Source organism: Caulobacter sp. GW456-12-1-14-TSB4, from assembly GCF_059424195.1.
In genome coordinates this window covers 40,032-61,898 of record NZ_JBWKZF010000031.1, presented here as the reverse complement: position 1 = coordinate 61,898, position 21,867 = coordinate 40,032, and the positions used below count along the sequence as shown (strand labels likewise).

Genomic DNA, 21,867 nt, shown 5'->3' with positions numbered 1-21,867 from the left:
ATAGGGTGTGGGTTGGGGTGAGGGGTTACGGGGGATGACGGCGTGCCGGCACTCCGGTTGACGCTGTAACCCCTCACCCTCTCACCGCTTCGCGACGGGCCCCTCCCTCTCCCTATGGGAGAGGGGTTTTTAGCCGTTTCTCTGATTGGTCTGACAAGTGGCTTGCGGCTCAGACATGTTAGCGCTACCAAGGTTCTGATGAACGAGCGCCGCCTTTGTCGGCAGCTTCCAGACGCTCGAACCTTGGGGAGACGACGCCGTGGGCGTGAGTGAATTCCTTCCGGAAGACTGGAAAGACGCGACCCTGCTGGGCCGCATCGATTTCGGCGATGGCCCGACGCCCGTGCTGGTGCGCGGCGGCCGCGTCGAGGATGTCTCCAAGATCGCCCCCACCGTCGCCGACCTGATGAACGCCTTCGCTCCCGGCGCGGCGATCCCGCGCGGCGAGGACAAGGGTCCGCTGGAAGCCCTCGACATCCGTCCCGTCTGGGAGGACGCCGATGGCGCGGCGGCCGTGAAGCTGCTGGCCCCCGTCGACCTGCAGGTGCTCAAGGCCGCCGGCGTGACCTTCGCCGTCTCGACCCTGGAGCGGGTGATCGAGGAACGCGCGCGCGGCGACGCCGCCGCCGCCCTGAAGATCCGCGAGCAGCTGTCGGCCAGCATGGGCGGCGACCTGAAGAGCGTGAACCCAGGCTCGGAGGGCGCCGAGCGCCTGAAGCAGACCCTGATCAAGGACGGCCTGTGGTCGCAGTACCTCGAGGTCGCCATCGGCCCCGACGCCGAGATCTTCACCAAGGGCCCGACGCTGTCCTCGATGGGCTGGGGCGACCAGGTCGGCGTCCGCAGCGACAGCCACTGGAACAATCCGGAGCCGGAAGTCGTGCTGCTGTGCGACGGCTCGGGCCAGATCCGCGGCGCCTCGCTGGGCAACGACGTCAACCTGCGCGACTTCGAAGGCCGCTCGGCCCTGCTGCTGAGCAAGGCCAAGGACAACAACGCCTCGTGCGCCATCGGTCCGTTCTTCCGCCTGTTCGATGACGCCTTCGGGCTGGACGACGTCCGCTCGGCCGAGGTCGAGCTGAAGATCACCGGCCGCGACAACTTCGTGCTCGACGGCCACAGCAACATGAGCCTGATCAGCCGTGATCCGGCCGTGCTGGCCGGCCAAGCCTACGGCAAGCAGCACCAGTATCCGGACGGCTTCGTGCTGTTCCTGGGCACCATGTTCGCGCCGATCCAGGACCGCGACGCGCCGGGCCAGGGCTTCACCCACAAGGTCGGCGACCGCGTGCGGGTCTCGACGCCGAAGCTGGGCGTGCTGGAGAACGAAGTCACCACCTGCGATCTGGCCAAGCCGTGGACGTTCGGCGTCTCGGCCCTGATCCGCAATCTCGCCGGCCGCGGCCTGCTCTGAGGACTGAAGCGATGACCGACACCCTGCGCCACTATATCGGCGGCGAACGCGTCGCCGCCGACGCCCCGGCCGAGAGCCTGAACCCGTCCAACACCAATGACGTCGTCGCCAAGGTGCCGATGGGCGGCCAGGCGGAAGTCGACGCCGCTGTCGATGCGGCCAAGAAGGCTTTCCCGAGCTGGTCGGAAGCCTCGCCGGAAGTCCGCTCGGACCTGCTGGACAAGGTCGGCAGCACCATCATCGCCCGCAGCGCCGACATCGGCCGCCTGCTGGCCCGCGAAGAGGGCAAGACGGTCGCCGAGGGTATCGGCGAGACCGTCCGCGCCGGCCGCATCTTCAAGTACTTCGCTGGCGAGGCCCTGCGCCGCCACGGCCAGAACCTGGAAAGCACCCGTCCGGGCGTCGAAGTGCAGACCTACCGCCAGGCCGTCGGCGTCTTCGGCCTGGTCACGCCCTGGAACTTCCCGATCGCCATCCCGGCCTGGAAGGCCGCGCCCGCGCTGGCCTTCGGCAACACCGTGGTGATCAAGCCGGCCGGCCCGACCCCGGCCACCGCCAACGTGCTGGCCGACATCATGGTCGAGTGCGGCGCTCCGGCCGGCGTGTTCAACATGCTGTTCGGCCGCGGCTCGATGGGCGACGCCCTGGTCAAGCACAAGGACGTCGACGGCGTCTCGTTCACCGGCTCGCAGGGCGTGGGCGCGCAGGTCGCCGCCGCCGCCGTGGCCCGCCAGGCCCGCGTGCAGCTGGAGATGGGCGGCAAGAACCCGCTGATCATCCTGGACGACGCCGACCTGGAACGCGCCGTCGCCATCGCCCTGGACGGCTCGTTCTACGCCACCGGCCAGCGCTGCACCGCCAGCTCGCGCCTGATCGTCCAGGACGGCATCCACGACAAGTTCGTGGCCCTGCTGGCCGAGAAGGTCGCCGCCCTGCGCGTCGGCGATGCCCTGGACCCCAACACCCAGATCGGCCCGGCCGTCTCCGAAGACCAGATGGAGACGAGCTACAAGTACATCGACATCGCCAAAGGCGAAGGCGGCCGCCTGGTTACCGGCGGCGATCGCCTGAAGCTCGACAATCCGGGCTGGTACGTGCAGCCGACGCTGATCGCCGACACGCAAGCCGGCATGCGGATCAATAACGAGGAAGTCTTCGGCCCCGTCGCCTCGACCATCCGCGTCGGGTCGTACGAAGAGGCCCTGGAGATCGCCAACGGCGTCGAGTTCGGCCTGTCGGCCGGCATCGCCACGACCTCGCTGAAATACGCCCGCCACTTCCAGCGCCACGCCAAGGCCGGCATGACCATGGTCAACCTGGCCACGGCCGGCGTCGACTACCACGTGCCGTTCGGCGGCACGAAGAGCAGCTCGTACGGCGCGCGCGAACAAGGCTTCGCCGCGGTCGAGTTCTTCACCCAGACCAAAACCTCCTACTCGTGGTCCTAAGCAGCATGTCCTCAGCCATCTATCCCAGCCTGAAGGGCAAGCGCGTCGTCATCACCGGCGGCGGCTCGGGCATCGGGGCCGGCCTGACCGCCGGCTTCGCCCGCCAGGGCGCGGAAGTGATCTTCCTCGACATCGCCGACGAGGACTCCAAAGCGCTGGAAGCCGAGCTTTCGGGCTCGGCCATCCCGCCGGTCTACAAGCGCTGCGACCTGATGAACCTGGACGCGATCAAGGCGGTCTTCGCGCAGATCGGCGACATCGACGTGCTGGTCAACAACGCCGGCAACGACGACCGCCACAAGCTGGCCGACGTCACGGGCGCCTACTGGGACGAGCGGATCAACGTCAACCTGCGCCACATGCTGTTCTGCACCCAGGCCGTGGCGCCGGGCATGGCCAAGCGCGGCGGCGGCGCGGTGATCAACTTTGGTTCGATCAGCTGGCACCTGGGTCTGGAGGACCTCGTTCTCTACGAAACCGCCAAGGCCGGCATCGAGGGCATGACCCGCGCCCTGGCCCGCGAGCTGGGCCCCGACGACATCCGCGTCACCTGCGTGGTGCCCGGCAACGTCAAGACCAAGCGCCAGGAGAAGTGGTACACCCCGGAAGGCGAGGCCGCGATCGTCAAGGCCCAGTGCCTGAAGGGGCGCATCGTGCCCGAGAACGTCGCCTCGCTGGTGCTGTTCCTGGCCTCGGACGACGCGGCCCTGTGCACCGGCCACGAGTACTGGATCGACGCGGGCTGGCGGTAACCGGAGCGCCGTTCGACCAAAGGAGGTCTTCCCTGGAGACCTCCGGCGTCCTATCGAACGGCCAACACCGGTTCTTCGGAGACTTCGAGTATGAGCGCCGCCACCTGCGTCTGGGATCTCAAGGCCACCCTGGGCGAGGGTCCCATCTGGTACGGAGACGCCCTGTGGTTCGTGGATATCAAGAGCCACAAGATCCACCGCTACAACTTCGCGGGCGAAACCGTCAGCTTCGATGCGCCCGAGCCGGTGACCTTCCTGGCCCCCCTGGTCGAGCGCGCCGGCTTCCTGGTCGGCCTGAAGAGCGGCATCCATCGCTTCAATCCGGTGCTGGGCAACTTCCAGAAGCTGGCCGTGGTTGAAGACGACGCCCTGAACAACCGCCCGAACGACGCGACGGTCGACGCCCATGGCCGCCTGTGGTTCGGCACCATGCACGACGCCGAAGAGGCCAAGAGCGGCTCGCTCTACCGCATGGGCCCTGATGGCCTGGCGCGGATGGACAAGGGCGTCTGCATCACCAACGGCCCGTGCGTCTCGCCCGACGGCAAGACCTTCTACCACACCGACACCCTGGAAAAGACGATCTGGGCCTATGACCTCTCCGAGGATGGCCTGCTGTCGAACAAGCGCGTCTTCACGACGATCGCCGCCGGCGACGATATCTATCCGGACGGCTCGGTGGTCGACGCCGAGGGCCATCTCTGGGTGGCCCTGTGGGGCGGCTTCAGCGCCATCCGCATCTCGCCGACCGGCGAGCTGGTGGCCCGCATTGAGCTGCCCGCGCCCAACGTGACCAAGGTCTGCTTCGGCGGACCCGACCTGAAAACCCTGTTCTTCACCACCGCCCGCAAGGACCTCAGCGAAGAGACCCTGGCCCAGTATCCGCTGGCCGGGGGTCTGTTCGCCGTGCAGGTCGATGTCGCGGGCCAGCCCCAATACGAGGTTCGCCTTGCCTGATCGCACGCCCCGCCGGTTCCGGTCCCGCGATTGGTTCGATAATCCCGACCATATCGACATGACGGCGCTCTATCTGGAGCGCTTCATGAACTACGGGATCACGCCGGAGGAGCTGCGCAGCGGCAAGCCGATCATCGGCATCGCCCAGACCGGCAGCGACATCTCGCCGTGCAACCGCATCCACCTCGACTTGGTGACGCGGGTGCGCGACGGGATCCGCGACGCCGGCGGCATCCCCATGGAGTTCCCGGTCCACCCGATCTTCGAGAACTGCCGTCGCCCGACGGCGGCGCTGGACCGGAACCTCTCGTATCTGGGTCTCGTCGAGACCCTGCACGGCTATCCGATCGACGCCGTGGTCCTGACCACCGGCTGCGACAAGACCACCCCGGCCGGCATCATGGCCGCCACCACGGTCAACATCCCGGCCATCGTGCTGTCGGGCGGTCCGATGCTGGACGGCTGGCACGAGAACGAGCTGGTCGGCTCGGGCACCGTCATCTGGCGCTCGCGTCGCAAGCTGGCGGCCGGCGAGATCACCGAGGAAGAGTTCATCGAGCGCGCGGCCTCGTCGGCCCCGTCGGCGGGCCACTGCAACACCATGGGCACGGCCTCGACCATGAACGCGGTCGCCGAAGCTCTCGGCCTGTCCCTCACGGGCTGCGCGGCCATCCCCGCGCCGTATCGCGAGCGCGGCCAGATGGCCTATCGCACCGGCCAGCGGATCGTCGACCTGGCCTATGATGACGTCAAACCGCTCGACATCCTGACCAAGAAGGCCTTCGAGAACGCCATCGCCCTGGTGGCGGCGGCCGGCGGCTCGACCAACGCCCAGCCGCACATCGCGGCCATGGCGCGGCACGCGGGGCTGGAGATCACCGCCGACGACTGGCGCGCGGCCTACGACATCCCGCTGATCGTTAACATGCAGCCGGCCGGCAAGTATCTGGGCGAGCGCTTCCACCGGGCCGGCGGCGCGCCCGCCGTGCTGTGGGAGCTGCTGCAGCAGGGCCGCCTGCACGGCGACGTCCTGACCGTCACCGGCAAGACCATGGGCGAGAACCTGGAAGGCCGGCAGACCTCCGACCGCGAGGTGATCTTCCCCTACGCAGAGCCTCTGGCCGAGAAGGCCGGGTTCCTGGTGCTGAAGGGCAATCTGTTCGACTTCGCGATCATGAAGTCCAGCGTCATCGGCGCCGACTTCCGCGCTCGCTACCTGAGCCAGCCGGGCCAGGAAGACATCTTCGAAGCGCGCGCCATCGTCTTCGATGGCTCGGACGACTATCACGCCCGGATCAACGACCCGGCCCTGAACATCGACGAGCACTGCATCCTGGTGATCCGCGGCGCCGGTCCGATCGGCTGGCCGGGCTCGGCTGAGGTCGTCAACATGCAGCCGCCGGATCACCTGCTGAAGAAGGGCATCATGTCCCTGCCGACGCTGGGCGACGGCCGTCAGTCGGGCACCGCCGACAGCCCCTCGATCCTCAACGCCTCGCCGGAAAGCGCCATCGGCGGCGGCCTGTCGTGGCTGCGCACGGGTGACACCATCCGCATCGACCTCAACACCGGCCGCTGCGACGCCCTGGTGGACGAGGCCGTGATCGCCGAACGCCGCAAGGAAGGCATCCCCGCCGTCCCCGCGACCATGACCCCCTGGCAAGAAATCTACCGCGCCCATACGGGCCAGCTGGAAACCGGCGGGGTGCTGGAGTTCGCCGTGAAGTACCAGGACCTGGCGTCCAAGCTTCCCCGGCATAACCACTAAAACGAAGAAGCCCCGGAGCGATCCGGGGCTTTTTTCTTCAGTCCTCTTCCCGAAGGAACGAGCGCCGCTCGGCCCCGCGTCGCTGCCGGCTCTTGGCCAGGACCTCGGCCGCCGTGGCCGCGACGGCGCGGGCGTCTTCCAGGGTGGCGGCGACCAGGATCACCTCGCCATCGATGGCGATGCCCCAGCGGTCGCCGTACGGGCGGACGGAAAACTCTCGGTTCGAGGCGGACTCTGACATGCCCGAAACCTCGGGGGCCAATGGGGCCAGAGCGTGGCAGCTTGGCTAATGCGCCGACTTGGGGTCACTTCGGGGCCACAGGGGGAAGCACATGACACCGCACGAGATGGAAGCCGGGCTCGAGGCCATGGAGCAGGCCGCGCGCGAGGCCGTCCGGTACCGCCGGGGCGTGGCCCGCGCCGAAACCACGCCGGTGGCGACCTATCGCCAGATGCTGGAGGTCTTCGACGCGCCCCTGCCCGAGCAACCGGGCGAGCCGGCGGCGATCATCGAGGACCTGATCGCGCGGGCCACGCCAGGCATCCGCGCCGCCACGGCCCCGCGCTTCTTCGGCTGGGTGATCGGCAATTCGCACCCGACGGGCGTGGCCGCCGACTGGCTGGTCGCCGCCTGGGGCCAGAACGTCGGCAACCTCACCTCGGCCCCGGCCGCCGCGGCGATGGAGACGGTGGCGGCCAACTGGCTGCTGGAGGTGCTGGACCTGCCACGCGAGGCCTCGGTCGGCTACGTCACCGGCGCGACGGTGGCCAATTTCGTCTGCCTGGCCGCCGCGCGCTCGGAAGTGCTGCGCAAGGTCGGCTGGGACGTCGAGGCCGACGGCCTGATCGGCGCGCCGCCCGTGCGGGTGCTGATCGGCGCCGACGCCCACGCCACCGTGTTCTCGGGCCTGAAATATCTCGGCCTCGGCGCCAAGCGGGTGGTCACGGTCGAGACCGATGAACTCGGCCGGATGCTGCCGTCCGCCTTCGAACGCGCACTCGCCGCCGGAGAAGGCCCGGTCATCGCCATCGCCCAGGCTGGCCAGATCAACACCGGGGCCAGCGATCCCTTCGATCAGATCGCGCCGCTGGCCAAGGCGGCCGGGGCCTGGCTGCATGTCGATGGCGCCTTTGGCCTGTGGGGCCGGGTCGCGCCCACGCGGGCCGACCAGCTCATCGGCGTCGACCAGGCCGACAGCTGGGCCACCGACGGCCACAAGTGGCTGCAGACGCCCTATGACTGCGGCTTCGCCATCGTCCGCGACGCCGAGGCCCACCGCCGGGCCATGGCCATCACCGCCAGCTACCTGCCGCCGGCCCAAGGCGCCGACCGCGAGCCCTCGGCCTATGTGCCGGAACTGTCGCGGCGGGCGCGCGGCGTGGGGACCTGGGCCATGCTGCGCCAGTTCGGTCGCGCGGGCCTGGCCGAACTGGTCGAGCGCGACTGCAGGATCGCCCGCGACATGGCCGCCGCCCTGGCCGCCGAACCGGGCGTCGAGCTGGTCTGCGAGGTGGTGCTGAACCAGTTCATGGTCCGCTTCGGCGACGACGACGCCGCCACCCTGGCCACGGTCGAGCGCATCCAGGCCGACGCCGTCGCCTTCATCGGCGCGGCGACCTGGCGCGATCGCTGGGTGATGCGGGTGTCGGTGTCCTCGGCCGCGACCACGGAAAAGGATGGTGAGATCACCGTCGCGGCGGTGATCGCCGCCTGGCGCGCGGTGCGGGGCTAGGTCCAGTCACGCCGCTTGGTAAACAAGCCGGACCACTCTAGAAATGCTTAACAAGTCCTTGAGAAACTTGCAGCCAAATGTAAAATTCTTGCCTGGGTTGAAACTCACATCGGGGATATGCTTGCCGCGTCGGGGCCTAGATTGTCGAGCGCGTACCTCATGCCCTGGGTGAGCCCTGCCCTGCGAGATTCTCCTGAGTCATCGATCCTGACGGTCGTGATCTCGGCCCTGCGGCTGGGCTTCGTCACGCTGATATGGTTGCTGGCCCTGATCCCCGTCGCCCTGGCGGCACTCACCGTCGCGGCGGTGAAACTGACCCGCCGCGCCGTGGGGCGGCCGGAGCAACCGCCGGCGCCCTATGACGATGGCCATTGAAGCCTAGGCCGGCTTCACACCGGAACGATGCTGGCGTGGTAACGGGCCAGGACGGCGTCGTGGGTGAGCAGCGACAGCCCGCCCGCCATCGCCTGGGCGACCAGCAGCCGGTCGAACGGATCGGCATGGATCTTCGGCAGCGCCCCGACCAGCACCGTCTCTTCGGGCGCGATCGGGATCAGCGCGTAGCCCGAGGCGGTGAACAGGGTCAGGGCCTCCTGGGCGGAGACCGGCATGGCGCTGGGTCCCACGCGATCCAGACCGTGCTTGATGGCGATCTCCCACAGGGTCACCGCGCTGACGCAGACCTGGTTGGCGGGATCGAGGATCAGCGCCCGCGCCTTGGCCGACAGGCGTGGATCGTCGGTCAGCGACCAAAGGGCGATGTGAGTGTCGAGCAGAAGCCTCAAGCGTCGGGCCGCAGGAACAGCGCCGCGACCTCGGCGTCATCGGCCTGGGGATCTGCCGGCGCGACGAAGAGGCCTTTGGCCAGGCCGATGCGGCGCTCGGGCCGGGCCTTGGGCGAGATCGCCGTCAGCCGGGCAGCCGGGCGGCCGTTGCGGGCGATGATCACCTCATCGACCTCGCCGCTCTCTACCGCTTCGACCAGCTTGGAGAGCTGGCTCTTGGCGTCATGCATGTTGATCACGGACATGAGGCGGCCTCACATTAGCTAACCATAGCTAACACAGACCGGCCTGCGAAGGAAGGCTGGAGCCGACGACAACGTTGTCGTCCCCGGGGAGACGGACGTCGCGGAACCGGCTATCGATAAGGCGTAGGGGTGAGTCCCGCGTGGGCGTCGTGGTCGCCAGAACCGCCGCTTGCGCGCTGATACCGGTAACACTAAGGTCGCCGGCAACCAAAGGTCCGACAAGGACCACGAGGGCGTCAAACGGGGCCGATTGGCCCAACGGGGAGGAGAACCTGTGGCTTCAGTATCCAACGCCGGCCCGAGCGCCGGCATGAGCGCCGATGGCGCGAAGGTCAACATGGCCTTCGTGGCCGCGATCGTCGCCGTCGCCACCATCGGCGGCTTCATGTTCGGCTACGACAGCGGTGTCATCAACGGCACCCAGACCGGCCTGAAGGCCGCGTTCAACCTGACCGAGGCCGGTGAAGGCCTCAACGTCGCCGCCATCCTGCTGGGCTGCGCCTTCGGCGCGTTCGCCGCCGGCCGCCTGGCCGACGTGTGGGGCCGCCGCACGGTCATGATCATCTCGGCCCTGCTGTTCGTGATCAGCGCCCTGGGCACGGGCGCCGCCCACACCTCGGTGGTCTTCGTGATCTTCCGCCTGATCGGCGGCCTGGGCGTCGGCGCCGCCTCGGTGCTCTGCCCCGTCTACATCTCGGAAGTCACGCCCGCGAACATCCGCGGCCGCCTGTCGTCCGTGCAGCAGATCATGATCATCACCGGCCTGACCGGCGCCTTCCTGGCCAACTACGCCCTGGCCCACACCGCCGGCAGCTCGACCGCCGAGTTCTGGCTGGGCCTGCCCGCCTGGCGCTGGATGTTCTGGATGCAGGTCATCCCGGCCGGCATCTTCTTCTTCGCCCTGCTGGTGATCCCGGAAAGCCCGCGCTTCCTGGTCGCCAAGGGCAAGGACGAGCAGGCCGAAGCCATCCTCTCGCGCCTGTTCGGCCCGGGTCAGGGCGCCGCCAAGGTCGCCGAAATCCGCGCCTCGCTGGCCGCCGACCACCAGCCGAAGTTCTCGGACCTGCTGGACCCGCAGACCCGCAAGCTGCGCGCGATCCTGTGGGCCGGCCTGGTGCTGGCCGTGTTCCAGCAGCTGGTCGGCATCAACATCGTCTTCTACTACGGCTCGGTGCTGTGGCAGTCGGTGGGCTTCACCGAGGACGACAGCCTGAAGATCAACATCCTGTCGGGCGCGCTGTCGATCGTCGCCTGCCTGGCCGCCATCGCCGTCATCGACAAGATCGGCCGCAAGCCCCTGCTCTTGATCGGCTCGGCCGGCATGGCCGTCACCCTGGGCGTGATGACCTGGTGCTTCTCGACCGCCACCACGGTCAACGGCGCCCTGCACCTGGACCCCAGCGTCGGCCCGATCGCCCTGGTCGCCGCCAACGCCTATGTGGTGTTCTTCAACCTCAGCTGGGGCCCGGTCATGTGGGTCATGCTGGGCGAGATGTTCCCCAACCAGATGCGCGGTTCGGCCCTGGCCGTCTGCGGCTTCGCCCAGTGGATCGCCAACTTCGCCATCTCGTTCAGCTTCCCGATCATGAAGAAGGCCAGCCTGCCGGCGACCTATGGCCTCTACGCCGTCTGCGCCCTGATCTCGTTCTTCCTGGTCCAGAAGCTGATCCAGGAGACGCGCGGCAAGGAGCTGGAGGCGATGCAGGGCTGATGATCCTCCCCCTCTGGGGGAGGTGGCCCGGAGGGCCGGAGGGGGCGAGCTCGGCCTCGCTCCAGCTGGCCCCCTGAGTGACTCCGCCGACAGCTCCCCAGAGGGGAGCATCTAGACGACAGAAGCCCCGGAGGTTCGCCTCCGGGGCTTTTTCATGCTCATCTCACCTTATGAGACATATTATGACACCGGTGGACATCGCCGCCGTCATGCCGCTAGGGTAGCGGTAACGAGCGCCCCGCGGACAAGGAGGCGCACCCTTCCGGGAGGCAGTACATGGTCGACATCAACCGCCGCGGCGCGCTGGGCTCGCTGCTCACCGGAGCCGGCATCGCCGCCCTCCCCGCCTCGAGCGAAGCGGCCGGCCAGATGGGCCTCCTCCCCGCCAAGACGACTGCCAAAGACGGGGGCGGCCCGACCTGGGTCAAGGGCGTCGAAGGCCAGCGAAAGGCCGACCTGGGCGACGGCACGTTCCTCAACCCCATCCTCGCGGGCGACCACCCCGACCCGTCGATCCTGAAGGACGGCGAGGACTACTACATGACCCACTCGTCGTTCGACGCGTATCCGGGTCTGCTGATCTGGCACAGCAAGGACCTGGTGAACTGGACGCCGGTCACCACCACGCTGAAGACGAATGTCGGCTCGATCTGGGCCCCCGAGATCTGCAAGCACAAGGGCCGCTACTACATCTACCTGCCGGCCAAGATGCCCAACAACAACACCAGCTACGTGATCTGGGCCGACAAGATCGAAGGCCCGTGGTCCGAGCCGGTGGACCTCAAGCTCCCCCGCTATATCGACCCCGGCCACATCGTCGACGAGCACGGCGACCGCTGGCTGTTCCTGTCGGGCGGCGACCGTATCAAGCTGGCCCCGGACGGCCTCTCGACGGTCGGCGAACCCGAGCACGTCTATAATCCGTGGCGCTATCCGGACACCTGGGACGTCGAGGGTTTCTCGCCCGAAGGCCCCAAGGTCATGAAGCGCGGCGAGTACTTCTACCTGGTCACCGCCGTGGGCGGCACCGCCGGCCCGCCGACCGGCCACATGGTCATCGTCGCGCGTTCGAAGTCGCTGGCCGGCCCGTGGGAGGATCACCCGCGCAACCCGGTCGTACGCACCGTCGACAATACCGAGAAATGGTGGTCGCGCGGCCACGCCACGCTCGTCGAAGGTCCCACGCCGGGCGACTGGTGGACGGTCTATCACGGCTACGAAAACGGCTATTACACCTTGGGCCGCCAGACCCTGCTGGCCCCGGTCACCTGGACCGCCGACGGCTGGTTCGAGGTCGGCGGCGGCGACCTGTCCAAGCCGATCAAGAAGCCCAAGGGCGGCAAGAGCGGCCCGCACGGCAAGGCCCTGTCGGACGACTTCTCGACCGACAAGTACGGCGTGCAGTGGGCGTTCTTCGATCCCAAGCCCAGCGACCAAGGTCGCATCAGCCGTTCGGGCGGCGTCATGACCCTGAAGGGCGCCGGCGAGGCCCCGTCCAGCGGCGCGCCGCTGATCTTCGTCAATGGCGACCAGGCCTATGAATTCACCTGCGACATCGAGATCGATCCCGAGACCCGGGCCGGCCTGATCCTGTTCTACGACCGCCAACTCTATGCGGGGCTGGGCTTCGACGACAAGAACTTCGTCACCCACCAGTACGGCATCGAACGCGGGCGGCCGGCCAACCCGCACGGGTCGCGGATGCTGATGAAGGTGATCAACACCCGCCACATCGTCAGCTTCCACACCAGCGGCGATGGGGGAAAGACCTGGAAGCGCTTCGACCGGGGCATGGAGGTCTCGGGCTACCACCACAATGTGCGCGGCGGGTTCCTGATGCTGAAGCCGGGCCTCTACGCGGCCGGCAAGGGCTCGGCGCGGTTCCGGAACTTCCAGTACCGGGCGCTGGACTAAACCCTTTCCCCTTCACCGATCTCCCCGGCGAAAGCCGCGGTCCAGATCGAACCCATGGGCGCCGGACCAGTGTGCAAGGCCGTTGGCGCGAACACTCAAGCCGCCCAGGATGAATCTGGGTCCCGGCTTTCGCCGGGAAGACGGGAATTGAGATGCTGAAAATTCTACTCACCGCCGCCCTGCTCGCCACGCCCCTGGCCGCCCACGCCCAGGAGCCCGTCTTCAAGGCCCCCAAGATCGTGCTGGTCGGCGACTCCACCACCGCCGTGAACAGCGGCTGGGGCGGCAGCTTCTGCGCGCGACACGTGACCTCGAACGTGGCCTGCGTGAACCTGGGACGCGGCGGGCGCTCGACCCGGACCTATCGCGAGGAAGGCTCCTGGGCCCTGGCCCTGAAGGAGATCGCCGCCGGCGGCTTTGCGAAGACCTGGGTCCTGATCCAGCTAGGCCACAATGACCAACCCGGCCGCCCCGAGCGCTCGACGGACCTGGCCACCGAGTTCCCGGTCAACATCCGCCGCTTCGTCGAGGAAGCCCGCGCGGCCGGCGGGACGCCGGTGCTGGTGACGCCGCTGATCCGTCGGCAGTTCAAGAACGGCAAGGTCCATGACGACCTGGCCCCGTGGGCCGACGCGGTCCGCAAGGTGGCCGCCGAGACCGGGACGCCGCTGATCGACCTGCACCAGCTGTCGAAAGACGCCGTCCAGGCCATGGGTCCGGTCGCGGCCATGAAGCTCGGCGAAACCGCCCCGCCGCCCGAAGTCGCCGCCGCCGCCAAGTCTGGCACCACCACCGCCGCGATGTTCTACGAACCCGCCATCCCCGGCGCCGTGGTCCCGCCCCGCCCGCCGGCCGCGCCACCAGAGCCCCCGAGCGCCATGGCCAGCTTCAAGCCGGTGTTCGACTACACCCACCTGGGCGCGGAGGGCGCGGACGTGTTCTCGGCAATGGTGGCGAAGGCGCTGGCGCAGGTGGAGCCGGAGTTGGGAAGGCAGCTGCTGCCTTAGCCATCGCTCCCGAAGAACCGCCACCATCCCGGCTCCGACGACCGGCATAGCGTATGGCTGGAAAACCGGAGACTATGGCGAGTACACGGGAAATCCGCACTGATGGGCACGAAGCCTGTTCTCACCATCGCGACGATCGCCCTTGTGTCCCTAGGCGCCTGCGCGGCGTCCACGGCGCCCGCCCCGACGACAACCGTCGAAGGAAAGTCGCCCACAGAGGTCGCGCGTCGGTCGGCCGTCCATGAGGCCACGCCTGCGACCTCGGGCCGGGAGATCATCCAGCTGGAAGGTTTCGACCTCGCCCGGACACGCGACGGCGGCTGGATCAGCTGGCGTCTTGTCGCCGCGTCCACCGGCCCGAAGGTCGCGGACCTCTCCTATCGCCCCAATGACACCGAGGCGCGCCGCGCCGGCTGGTCGCTGCCGGATCAGGCCCCCATCGCCGACAGGACGCCCCCGGCGCTCGAAGACTGTCGCCTCGCCTCCGCCGAGCGCGGCCAGAAGCTGGCGGTCTACAGCTGCGCGAACGGCGAAACGCTGCTAGCGGCGCTTGGAGACGACGGTTCCGCGCGACGCCTCACGAAGCTCAAGGGCGTTTATCAAGGCGCCTTCCTCAGCAGGGTTCCCCATGTGGGCGCCTGGCAGGTCACCTTGGCCGGCATCGATCCGGAAGGGCGCTTCCACTTCGCCCAACTGCAGTGGGATGACGCGGGCGCGATCCGCTAGGTCGCCCGCGACGAAGCGTCAGTCGCCCGTCGCCGTCGTATCGGCCACCGCCACCATCGTCGGCTTGATCAGCCCCGCCGCGTTCACGCGCTCGCCGCGGTCCAGGATCTCCAGGTGCACGTGGTCGGTGATGCCGGGATAGTGCCCCTGCAGGCTCTCGACCCGGCCGATCGTGTCGCCCAGGCGCACCGTCTGCCCGACCTCCACGCCCGGCGTCACGTAGAAGGCCCGCGCCGCGTAGCCCAGCGCCGGGTTGGTGATCTCGACGAACTTCAGGTCGGTGTCGCCGGCATAGGCGTAGCCGATCTTGGTCACGTAGCCCGACATCGGCGCGCGGACGGCCTGGCCGCCCACGGCGATGTAGTCCACGCCCTCGTGGTCGCGGCTGCCGCCATCGCGGCGGGCGCCGAAGAAGCCGTCGCCGAAGGCGTCGTGGCCGCGCGGGGCCGCGCCGGTCGGGTTGGCGAAGTCGGGCGCGCCGTCGCCGTCGATATCCGCGCCCTTCCAGACCAGCTCCATGACGGGCGGTCTGGGCTTGTCGGCCTTGAGGTCGGCCAGCAGCTTGATGATCGCCGGCGTGGCGTGGGGCCGCGAGACCGGCCGCTCCATGGCCGCCACCACCATCGGCGCGAGGACGGTCGCCAGGCCCAGGACGCAGCGCAGGACGGCGGCGTTGGCGGTCTTCGCGGGCGATGCGTTCATGGGGAGCTTTCCGCCGTGGATCGTGGCCGGCAGATATGGAAGCGTTGACGCGCCGCCGCCATGCGACCGGACGACGCGCCGAATCCATGCTTAAGCTCTGAATTTATTGGCGAATTTCGGACACAATCGTGTGCCCGAAACCTCACCCCAGCAGGTGCCGCACCGTCGAGCGCAGCACCGCCGCCAGGGCCTCGCGGTCGAGGTCGGGGTGGTTGACCCCACGCATCAAGAGGCCGTCGAAGATCATGCCGACCGCCTCGCAGCGGGCCTGGAACTCGGCCTCGCTCCATTCGGGCTTGCGGTCGCGCTCCATCATGGTCTTGGCCAGGGCCCGCTCCTGCTCGTCGGCGGCGCGGACGATGACGGCGACCTTGGGATTGCGAGCCGCCTCGGCCACGACCTCCAGAGCCAACGCGGCGCGGCGCGGATCGAAGCACTTGTCGATGGCCTCGGGCAGGTGGTCGTCGATGGCGTCCAGCAGGGTGCCCGGCTGGCTTTCCATCTCGGCGAACTTGTCGCGCATCTCGGCCAGGTCCTGGGCGACGATGGCGGCGATGATCGCCTCCTTGTTCTCGAAATAGCGGTAGATCTGGCCGACGCTGAGACCCGCGGCCTTGGCGATGTCCGCCATGCTGGCGCCGTGGAAGCCCGACTGCCTCACCCGTTCGCACGCCGCGTCCAGAATCTGCTGACGACGCGATTCCGGCGAGGGACGGTTCGAATGCGGCTCGTCAGACATCTAAAATCCTGGTCGGCATTACATTTCCGTTAGGTCAGTCGTGTTCAAGCCGGGCTAAGGTTGACTTGCGATAGTACCGCACCTATGTCCAGCCCGCCTGAGAATGAACGTTCATTCTCAGATTGTTCATCATGCCGGCTTCGTCAAGGGCAATAGTCCGCGAAGCCCCCGCATCCCGGGGTCAAATATGCAATTTCAACGCTCGGCCGCGATGACGGCTGTGGGGCTCTCCGCCATCGCGCTCACCCTGGCCGCCTGCGGGCAAGGCAAGGGCGGCGCCGGTGGCGCGGGCATGGGCGGTCCGGCCGAGGTCGGCTACATCGTCGCCCAGACGCAATCGGTCGGCCTGACCAGCGAGCTTTCGGGCCGCACCTCGGCCGTCCTGGTCTCGGACGTGCGTCCGCAGGTCAACGGCGTGATCAAGTCCCGCCTGTTCACCGAAGGCTCGTATGTGCGCGCCGGCCAGTCGCTCTATCAGATCGACCCGGCGATCTACCAAGCCACGGTCAACAGCGCCTCGGCCGCTCTGGCGCAAGCTCAAGCGACCGCCACGGCCGCCAAGCTGAAGGCCGACCGCTACAAGGGTCTGGTCGAGACCGGCGCGGTGTCCAAGCAGGACAATGACGACGCCCAGGCCGCCGCCCTGCAGACGGCCGCCGCCGTCGCGGTGCAGAAGGCCGCGCTGGACAACGCCCGCATCAACCTGAACTACACGCGCGTGACCGCCCCGATCTCGGGCCGCATCGGCAAGAGCACGGTGACCCCGGGCGCGCTGGTCACCGCCAACCAGGCCGCCGCCCTGTCGACGGTCCAGGACCTGTCGACCATCTATGTCGACCTGACCCAGTCCTCGGCCGAGATGCTGAAGCTGCAGCAGCAGTTCGCCAGCGGCAAGCTGGGCCGCTCGGGCTCGGCCCAGGTGACCCTGAAGCTGGAAGACGGCTCGACCTATCCGACCCCGGGCCACCTGGAGTTCTCGGACGTGACCGTCGATCCGACCACGGGTTCGGTCGTGCTGCGCGCCATCTTCAAGAACCCCGACGGCGTGCTGCTGCCCGGCATGTACGTCCGCGCCATCCTGAGCAAGGGCGTGGCCAATGACGGCATGCTGATCCCGCAGGCCGCCGTCAGCCGCGATCCCAAGGGCAACGCCATCGTGCAGGTGGTCGACGCCAAGGGCGCGGTCACGCCGCGCACCGTCACCGCCGCCCAGACGGTCGGCGACAAGTGGCTGATCACCTCGGGCCTGAACGTCGGTGACAAGGTCATCGTCGAAGGCCTGCAGAAGGTGCGCCCCGGCGCGCCGGTCAAGCCCGTCGCCATCACCGCTCAAGCTCAACGCTAAGGCCGGCCCGTCATGCTTTCCCGTTTCTTCATCGACAGGCCCATCTTCGCATGGGTCGTCGCGATCGTGATCATGCTGGCGGGGGCCCTGGCCATCCGCAGCCTGCCGATCGCCCAGTATCCCGACATCGCCCTGCCCCAGGTCTCGATCAGCGCCGTCTATCCCGGCGCCTCGGCCAAGACCGTCGAGGACAGCGTCACCCAGGTCATCGAGCAGAAGATGAAGGGCCTGGACGGCCTGGATTACATGTCGTCGACCAGCGACAGCTCGGGCGCGGCCACCACGACCCTGACCTTCAAGGCCGGCACCAACATCGACATCGCCCAGGTGCAGGTCCAGAACAAGCTGCAGACGGCCACCGCGCTGCTGCCGCAGGAAGTCCAGCAGCAGGGCCTGACCGTCGCCAAGTCGGCGCGGAACTTCCTGCTGATCGTCGGCATGTATTCGGACGATCCGAAGACCACCAACACCGACCTGGCCGACTACATCGCCAGCAACCTGCAAGACCCCCTCAGCCGCGTCGACGGCGTGGGCGACGTCCAGCTGTTCGGCGCGCAATACGCCATGCGCATCTGGCTGAACCCCACCCAGCTGACCAGCTACAACCTGACGCCCGCCGACGTCATCGCCGCGATCAAGGCCCAGAACGCCCAGGTCTCGGCCGGCCAGCTGGGCGGCGTGCCCAACCTGCCGGGCATCGGCCTGAACGCCACGATCACGGCCCAGTCGCGCCTGACCACCCCGGCCGAGTTCCAGAACATCATCGTCCGCAACAGCCCCGGGGGCGCCATCGTCCACCTGCGTGACGTGGCCCGTGTCGAGCTGGGCGCGGAAAGCTACGGCTTCGGCGCCAAGTACAACGGCAAGCCCGCCGCCGGCCTGGCCATCAAGCTGGCCCCCGGCGCCAACGCCCTGAACACCGCCGACGCGGTCAAGAAGCGGGTCGAGGAACTGTCCAAGACCTTCCCGGCCAACTTCCAGTACGTCATCCCCTACGACTCGACGCCGTTCGTGAAGCTGTCGATCGAGGAAGTGGTCAAGACGCTGATCGAAGCCATCGTGCTGGTCTTCATCGTCATGTTCCTGTTCCTGCAGAACTGGCGCGCGACCCTGATCCCGACCATCGCCGTGCCGGTCGTGCTGCTGGGCACCTTCGGGGTGCTGGCCGCCTTCGGCTACTCGATCAACACGCTCACCATGTTCGGCCTGGTGCTGGCCATCGGCCTGCTGGTCGATGACGCCATCGTCGTGGTCGAGAACGTCGAGCGCGTGATGGAGGAGGAAGGGCTCTCGCCCGTCGAGGCCACCCGCAAGTCGATGAACGAGATCACCGGCGCCCTGATCGGCATCGCGCTGGTCCTGGCCGCGGTGTTCGTGCCCATGGCCTTCTTCGGCGGCTCGCAGGGCGTGATCTATCGTCAGTTCTCGATCACCATCGTCTCGGCCATGGCCCTGTCGGTGCTGGTCGCCCTGATCCTGACCCCCGCCCTCTGCGCCACCCTGCTCAAGCCCGTCGAGAAGGGCCACAAGGAGCACAAGACCGGCTTCTTCGGCTGGTTCAACCGCAGCTTCGATGACGTCAGCGGTCGCTACCAGGGCACGGTCCGCAACCTGCTCGGCAAGAGCGGTCGCTGGATGGTCGCCTATGGCGTGGTCATCCTGGCCATGGCCTTCCTGTTCGTCCGCCTGCCCAGCGCCTTCCTGCCGGAAGAAGACCAGGGCACGATGTTCACCATCGTCCAGCTGCCCCCGGGCGCGCCGGAAGAGCGCACGCAAGCCGTGCTCGACACCGTCCGCAACCACTTCCTGGTCGACGAGAAGGAGTCGGTTCGCGCCGTCTTCACCGTCGCCGGCTTCAGCTTCGCCGGCGCCGGCCAGAACGCGGGCCTGGCCTTCGTTCGCCTGAAGGACTTCGACGAGCGCAAGGCCGCCAACCTCAAGGCTCCGGCCATCGCCGGCCGGGCCATGGGCAAGTTCATGCAGATCCGCGACGCCATGGTCTTCGCCATCGTGCCGCCGGCCGTGCCGGAACTGGGCACCTCGTCGGGCTTCGACTTCCAGCTGCAGGACATCGGCGGCGTCGGCCACGAGGCCCTGGTCGCCGCGCGCAACCAGGTGCTGGGCATGGCCGCCAAGGATCCGAACCTGGCGGGCGTGCGCCCCAACGGCCAGGACGACACCCCGCAGCTGAAGATCGACATCGACCAGGCCAAGGCCGGAGCGATGGGCCTGACCACCGCCGACATCAACGCCGCGCTCAGCGCCGCGTGGGGCGGCAGCTACGTCAACGACTTCATCGATCGCGGCCGGGTGAAGAAGGTCTATGTCCAGGCCGACGCGCCCTACCGCATGCGTCCTGAAGACCTGAACAACTGGTACGTCCGCACCAGCACCGGCACCATGGCGCCGTTCTCGTCCTTCGCGACCACGCACTGGATCTACGGCTCGCCGCGTCTGGAGCGCTACAACGGCCTGTCGTCGCTGAACATCCAGGGCTCGCCGGCCCCCGGCAAGAGCTCGGGCGACGCCATCAAGGCCATGGAGAAGATCGCCGCCCAGCTGCCCCCGGGCATCGGCTACGAATGGACCGGCCTGTCGGCCCAGGAACTGGAATCGGGCAACCAGGCTCCCGCCCTGTACGGCATCTCGATCCTGGTCGTGTTCCTGCTGCTGGCGGCCCTCTATGAGAGCTGGTCGATCCCGCTGTCGGTGATCATGGTCATCCCGCTGGGCATCATCGGCGCCCTGCTGGCCACCACCCTGCGCGGCCTCAGCAACGACATCTACTTCCAGGTCGGCCTGCTGACGACCATGGGCCTGGCGTCCAAGAACGCCATCCTGATCGTCGAGTTCGCCAAGGACCTGTACGAGAAGGGCATGGGCCTGATCGAGGCGACGGTCGAAGCGGTCCGCATCCGACTGCGCCCGATCATCATGACCTCGCTGGCCTTCGTGTTCGGCGTGCTGCCCCTGGCCATCTCCAACGGCGCGGGCTCGGGCAGCCAGCACGCCATCGGCACCGGCGTGATCGGCGGCATGCTGTCGGCCACCATCCTGGCGATCTTCTTCGTCCCGCTGTTCTTCGTGGTGGTCGAGAAGATCTTCAAACCCAAGCACAAAGGCCACGACCAGGCCGTCGCCGAACACGGTGGCGAGACCCCGTCGACGGAGGCCCACTGATCATGCTGCGTAACCTCACCCTGATCCTGCTGGCCTCCACGGCGGTCAGCGCCTGCACCCTGGCCCCGAAGTACGAGCGCCCCGCCCTGCCGGTCGCCCAGACCTGGTCCACGCCGACGCCGGAGCCCACGGGCGCCGTCACGGCCGCCGACCTCGACTGGCGCCAGGTGCTGGTCGACCAACGCCTGCAAGGCGTGGTCGATCTGGCCCTCAAGCAGAACCGCGACCTGCGCATGGCGGTGCTGAACATCGAGAAGGCCCGCGCCCAATACGGCGTCCAGCGTTCGGCCCTGTTCCCGGGGATCAACGGCACGCTGTCCGAACAGCGGACCCACACCCCGGCCAGCGCCTCACAGTTCGGCCAGATCCCCGGCGTCGGCGGCGGCGCCATCGACACCGAGGTCTACAGCGCCGCCATCGGCTTCACCGCCTATGAGCTGGACCTGTTCGGCCGCGTCCGCAGCCTGAACGCCCAGGCCCTGCAAAGCTTCTTCGCCACGCAGGAGACCAGCCGTTCGGTCCGCATCAGCCTGATCGCCGAGACCGCCAACGCCTGGCTGACCCTGGCCGCCGACCAGGATCGCCTGGCCCTGGCCAAGAGCACGCTGGACACGCGCGAGGACACCCTGCGCCTGACCCAGCAGCAGGTGGACGGCGGCGTCGGCTCGCTGGCCACCCTGCGCAACGCCCAGGTCCAGGCCGAGACGGCCCGCAGCGACATGGCGGTCTACACCGCCCAGGTCGCCCAGGACCTCAACGCCCTGACCCTGCTGACCGGCGGCTCCGTGCCGGCCGACCTGCTGCCGCAAGTTGGTCCTGGGGGCGGCCTGACCTCGGCCCAGATCCTGGCGGACCTGCCGGCGGGCGTGCCCTCGGACGTGCTGGCCCGTCGTCCCGACGTGCTGTCGGCCGAGCACCAGCTGCAAGGCGCCAACGCCAATATCGGCGCGGCCCGCGCGGCCTTCTTCCCGCGCATCAGCCTGACCGGCTCGTTCGGGTCGAGCAGCACCGAGCTGGACGGCCTGTTCAAGAGCGGCACCAAGGCCTGGAGCTTCACGCCCCAGATCAGCCTGCCGATCTTCGCCGGCGGAGCCAATGTCTCGAACCTGAAGGTCTCCAAGGCCAACCGCGACATCGCCGTGGCGACCTACGAGAAGACGGTGCAGACCGCCTTCCGCGAGGTCTCCGACGCCCTGTCGATCCGTGACACGGTCGGCGATCGCCTCGCCGCCCAGGAGCGCCTGGTTGTCGCCGCGACCAGCAGCCAGACCCTGTCGCAGCAGCGCCGCGACGCCGGCCTCGACAGCGCCCTGACCCTGCTCGACAGCCAGCGCACCCTGTATTCGGCCCAGCAGGGCCTGATCACGGCGCGCCTGGCCCGGGCGACCAACCTCGTCACCCTCTACAAGACCCTCGGCGGCGGCGCGCCCAAGGCCTGACG

At 68.3% G+C, this 21,867-nt stretch carries 19 protein-coding genes; 14 read left to right on the top strand and 5 right to left on the bottom strand.

All coding sequences use genetic code 11. From position 1 onward, the window contains the following. The first annotated feature begins 259 nt into the window (after positions 1–259). From AC07YH_RS22305 to xylD, 5 genes are all read left to right on the top strand, one after another. Complete coding sequence (locus tag AC07YH_RS22305) at positions 260–1,414, top strand: fumarylacetoacetate hydrolase family protein (protein WP_494749115.1); 1,155 nt, start codon at positions 260–262, stop codon at positions 1,412–1,414. Between the two features lie 11 nt (positions 1,415–1,425). Then, on the top strand, positions 1,426–2,862 hold the full coding sequence (locus tag AC07YH_RS22300; RefSeq protein ID WP_494749114.1) for an aldehyde dehydrogenase family protein: 1,437 nt from the start codon (positions 1,426–1,428) through the stop codon (positions 2,860–2,862). A gap of 5 nt (positions 2,863–2,867) precedes the next feature. After that, a complete protein-coding gene (gene xylB, locus AC07YH_RS22295; RefSeq protein ID WP_494749113.1) occupies positions 2,868–3,614 on the top strand; it encodes a D-xylose 1-dehydrogenase in 747 nt (248 codons plus the stop codon). Positions 3,615–3,704: 90 nt separating this feature from the next. After that, complete coding sequence (xylC, locus tag AC07YH_RS22290) at positions 3,705–4,571, top strand: D-xylonolactone lactonase (RefSeq protein ID WP_494749112.1); 867 nt, start codon at positions 3,705–3,707, stop codon at positions 4,569–4,571. Beyond that, the gene (xylD, locus tag AC07YH_RS22285) at positions 4,564–6,339 is read left to right on the top strand and encodes a xylonate dehydratase XylD (RefSeq protein WP_494749111.1); all 1,776 of its coding nucleotides are present in this window, start codon (positions 4,564–4,566) and stop codon (positions 6,337–6,339) included. Before xylC ends, xylD begins: the two co-directional genes overlap by 8 nt. 37 nt (positions 6,340–6,376) lie before the next feature. Here the strand turns inward: xylD and AC07YH_RS22280 are convergent, their stop codons facing one another. Next, positions 6,377–6,580 carry a hypothetical protein gene (locus AC07YH_RS22280; protein ID WP_494749110.1) on the bottom strand — a complete coding sequence of 68 codons (204 nt, stop codon included), beginning with the start codon at positions 6,578–6,580 and terminating at the stop codon, positions 6,377–6,379. 91 nt (positions 6,581–6,671) lie between these two features. On the opposite strand from AC07YH_RS22280, the gene AC07YH_RS22275 reads away from it, so the two are divergent. After that, the gene (locus tag AC07YH_RS22275; RefSeq protein WP_494749109.1) at positions 6,672–8,072 is read left to right on the top strand and encodes a pyridoxal phosphate-dependent decarboxylase family protein; all 1,401 of its coding nucleotides are present in this window, start codon (positions 6,672–6,674) and stop codon (positions 8,070–8,072) included. Positions 8,073–8,231: 159 nt separating this feature from the next. Further along, entirely contained in the window at positions 8,232–8,447 is a 216-nt protein-coding gene (locus AC07YH_RS22270; RefSeq protein WP_494749108.1) for a hypothetical protein, read from the top strand. Between the two features lie 14 nt (positions 8,448–8,461). On the opposite strand, the gene AC07YH_RS22265 is transcribed toward AC07YH_RS22270, so the two are convergent. After that, positions 8,462–8,857, bottom strand: coding sequence for a type II toxin-antitoxin system VapC family toxin (locus tag AC07YH_RS22265; protein ID WP_494749107.1), 396 nt, complete (start codon positions 8,855–8,857; stop codon positions 8,462–8,464). Then, on the bottom strand, positions 8,854–9,102 hold the full coding sequence (locus AC07YH_RS22260) for a type II toxin-antitoxin system Phd/YefM family antitoxin (RefSeq protein ID WP_494749106.1): 249 nt from the start codon (positions 9,100–9,102) through the stop codon (positions 8,854–8,856). Before AC07YH_RS22260 ends, AC07YH_RS22265 begins: the two co-directional genes overlap by 4 nt. 274 nt (positions 9,103–9,376) lie before the next feature. On the opposite strand from AC07YH_RS22260, the gene AC07YH_RS22255 reads away from it, so the two are divergent. The 4 genes from AC07YH_RS22255 (at position 9,377) to AC07YH_RS22240 (ending at position 14,460) form a co-directional block, all read left to right on the top strand. Continuing rightward, complete coding sequence (locus tag AC07YH_RS22255; protein ID WP_494749105.1) at positions 9,377–10,813, top strand: sugar porter family MFS transporter; 1,437 nt, start codon at positions 9,377–9,379, stop codon at positions 10,811–10,813. Between the two features lie 276 nt (positions 10,814–11,089). Then, positions 11,090–12,727 carry a family 43 glycosylhydrolase gene (locus AC07YH_RS22250; RefSeq protein ID WP_494749104.1) on the top strand — a complete coding sequence of 546 codons (1,638 nt, stop codon included), beginning with the start codon at positions 11,090–11,092 and terminating at the stop codon, positions 12,725–12,727. A gap of 152 nt (positions 12,728–12,879) precedes the next feature. Next, entirely contained in the window at positions 12,880–13,734 is an 855-nt protein-coding gene (locus AC07YH_RS22245) for a rhamnogalacturonan acetylesterase (RefSeq protein WP_494749103.1), read from the top strand. Between the two features lie 102 nt (positions 13,735–13,836). Beyond that, complete coding sequence (locus AC07YH_RS22240; RefSeq protein WP_494749102.1) at positions 13,837–14,460, top strand: hypothetical protein; 624 nt, start codon at positions 13,837–13,839, stop codon at positions 14,458–14,460. An 18-nt stretch (positions 14,461–14,478) separates the two neighbouring features. Here AC07YH_RS22240 and AC07YH_RS22235 read toward each other — a convergent pair whose 3' ends face one another. Together AC07YH_RS22235 and AC07YH_RS22230 are read right to left on the bottom strand one after the other, a co-directional pair. Beyond that, positions 14,479–15,162, bottom strand: a complete 684-nt coding sequence (locus AC07YH_RS22235) for a M23 family metallopeptidase (protein ID WP_494749101.1) — start codon at positions 15,160–15,162, stop codon at positions 14,479–14,481. 142 nt (positions 15,163–15,304) lie between these two features. Then, the gene (locus AC07YH_RS22230) at positions 15,305–15,901 is read right to left on the bottom strand and encodes a TetR/AcrR family transcriptional regulator (protein WP_494749100.1); all 597 of its coding nucleotides are present in this window, start codon (positions 15,899–15,901) and stop codon (positions 15,305–15,307) included. A gap of 187 nt (positions 15,902–16,088) precedes the next feature. Here AC07YH_RS22230 and AC07YH_RS22225 point away from each other — a divergent pair, with 187 nt between their 5' ends. The 3 genes from AC07YH_RS22225 to AC07YH_RS22215 are packed head-to-tail and all read left to right on the top strand — an operon-like array spanning position 16,089 to position 21,865. After that, a complete protein-coding gene (locus AC07YH_RS22225; protein ID WP_494749099.1) occupies positions 16,089–17,246 on the top strand; it encodes an efflux RND transporter periplasmic adaptor subunit in 1,158 nt (385 codons plus the stop codon). Between the two features lie 12 nt (positions 17,247–17,258). After that, positions 17,259–20,426: an efflux RND transporter permease subunit gene (locus AC07YH_RS22220; protein ID WP_494749098.1), complete on the top strand. Its 3,168-nt coding sequence runs from the start codon at positions 17,259–17,261 to the stop codon at positions 20,424–20,426. A gap of 2 nt (positions 20,427–20,428) precedes the next feature. Continuing rightward, a complete protein-coding gene (locus tag AC07YH_RS22215; RefSeq protein ID WP_494749097.1) occupies positions 20,429–21,865 on the top strand; it encodes an efflux transporter outer membrane subunit in 1,437 nt (478 codons plus the stop codon). Positions 21,866–21,867 lie beyond the last annotated feature (2 nt).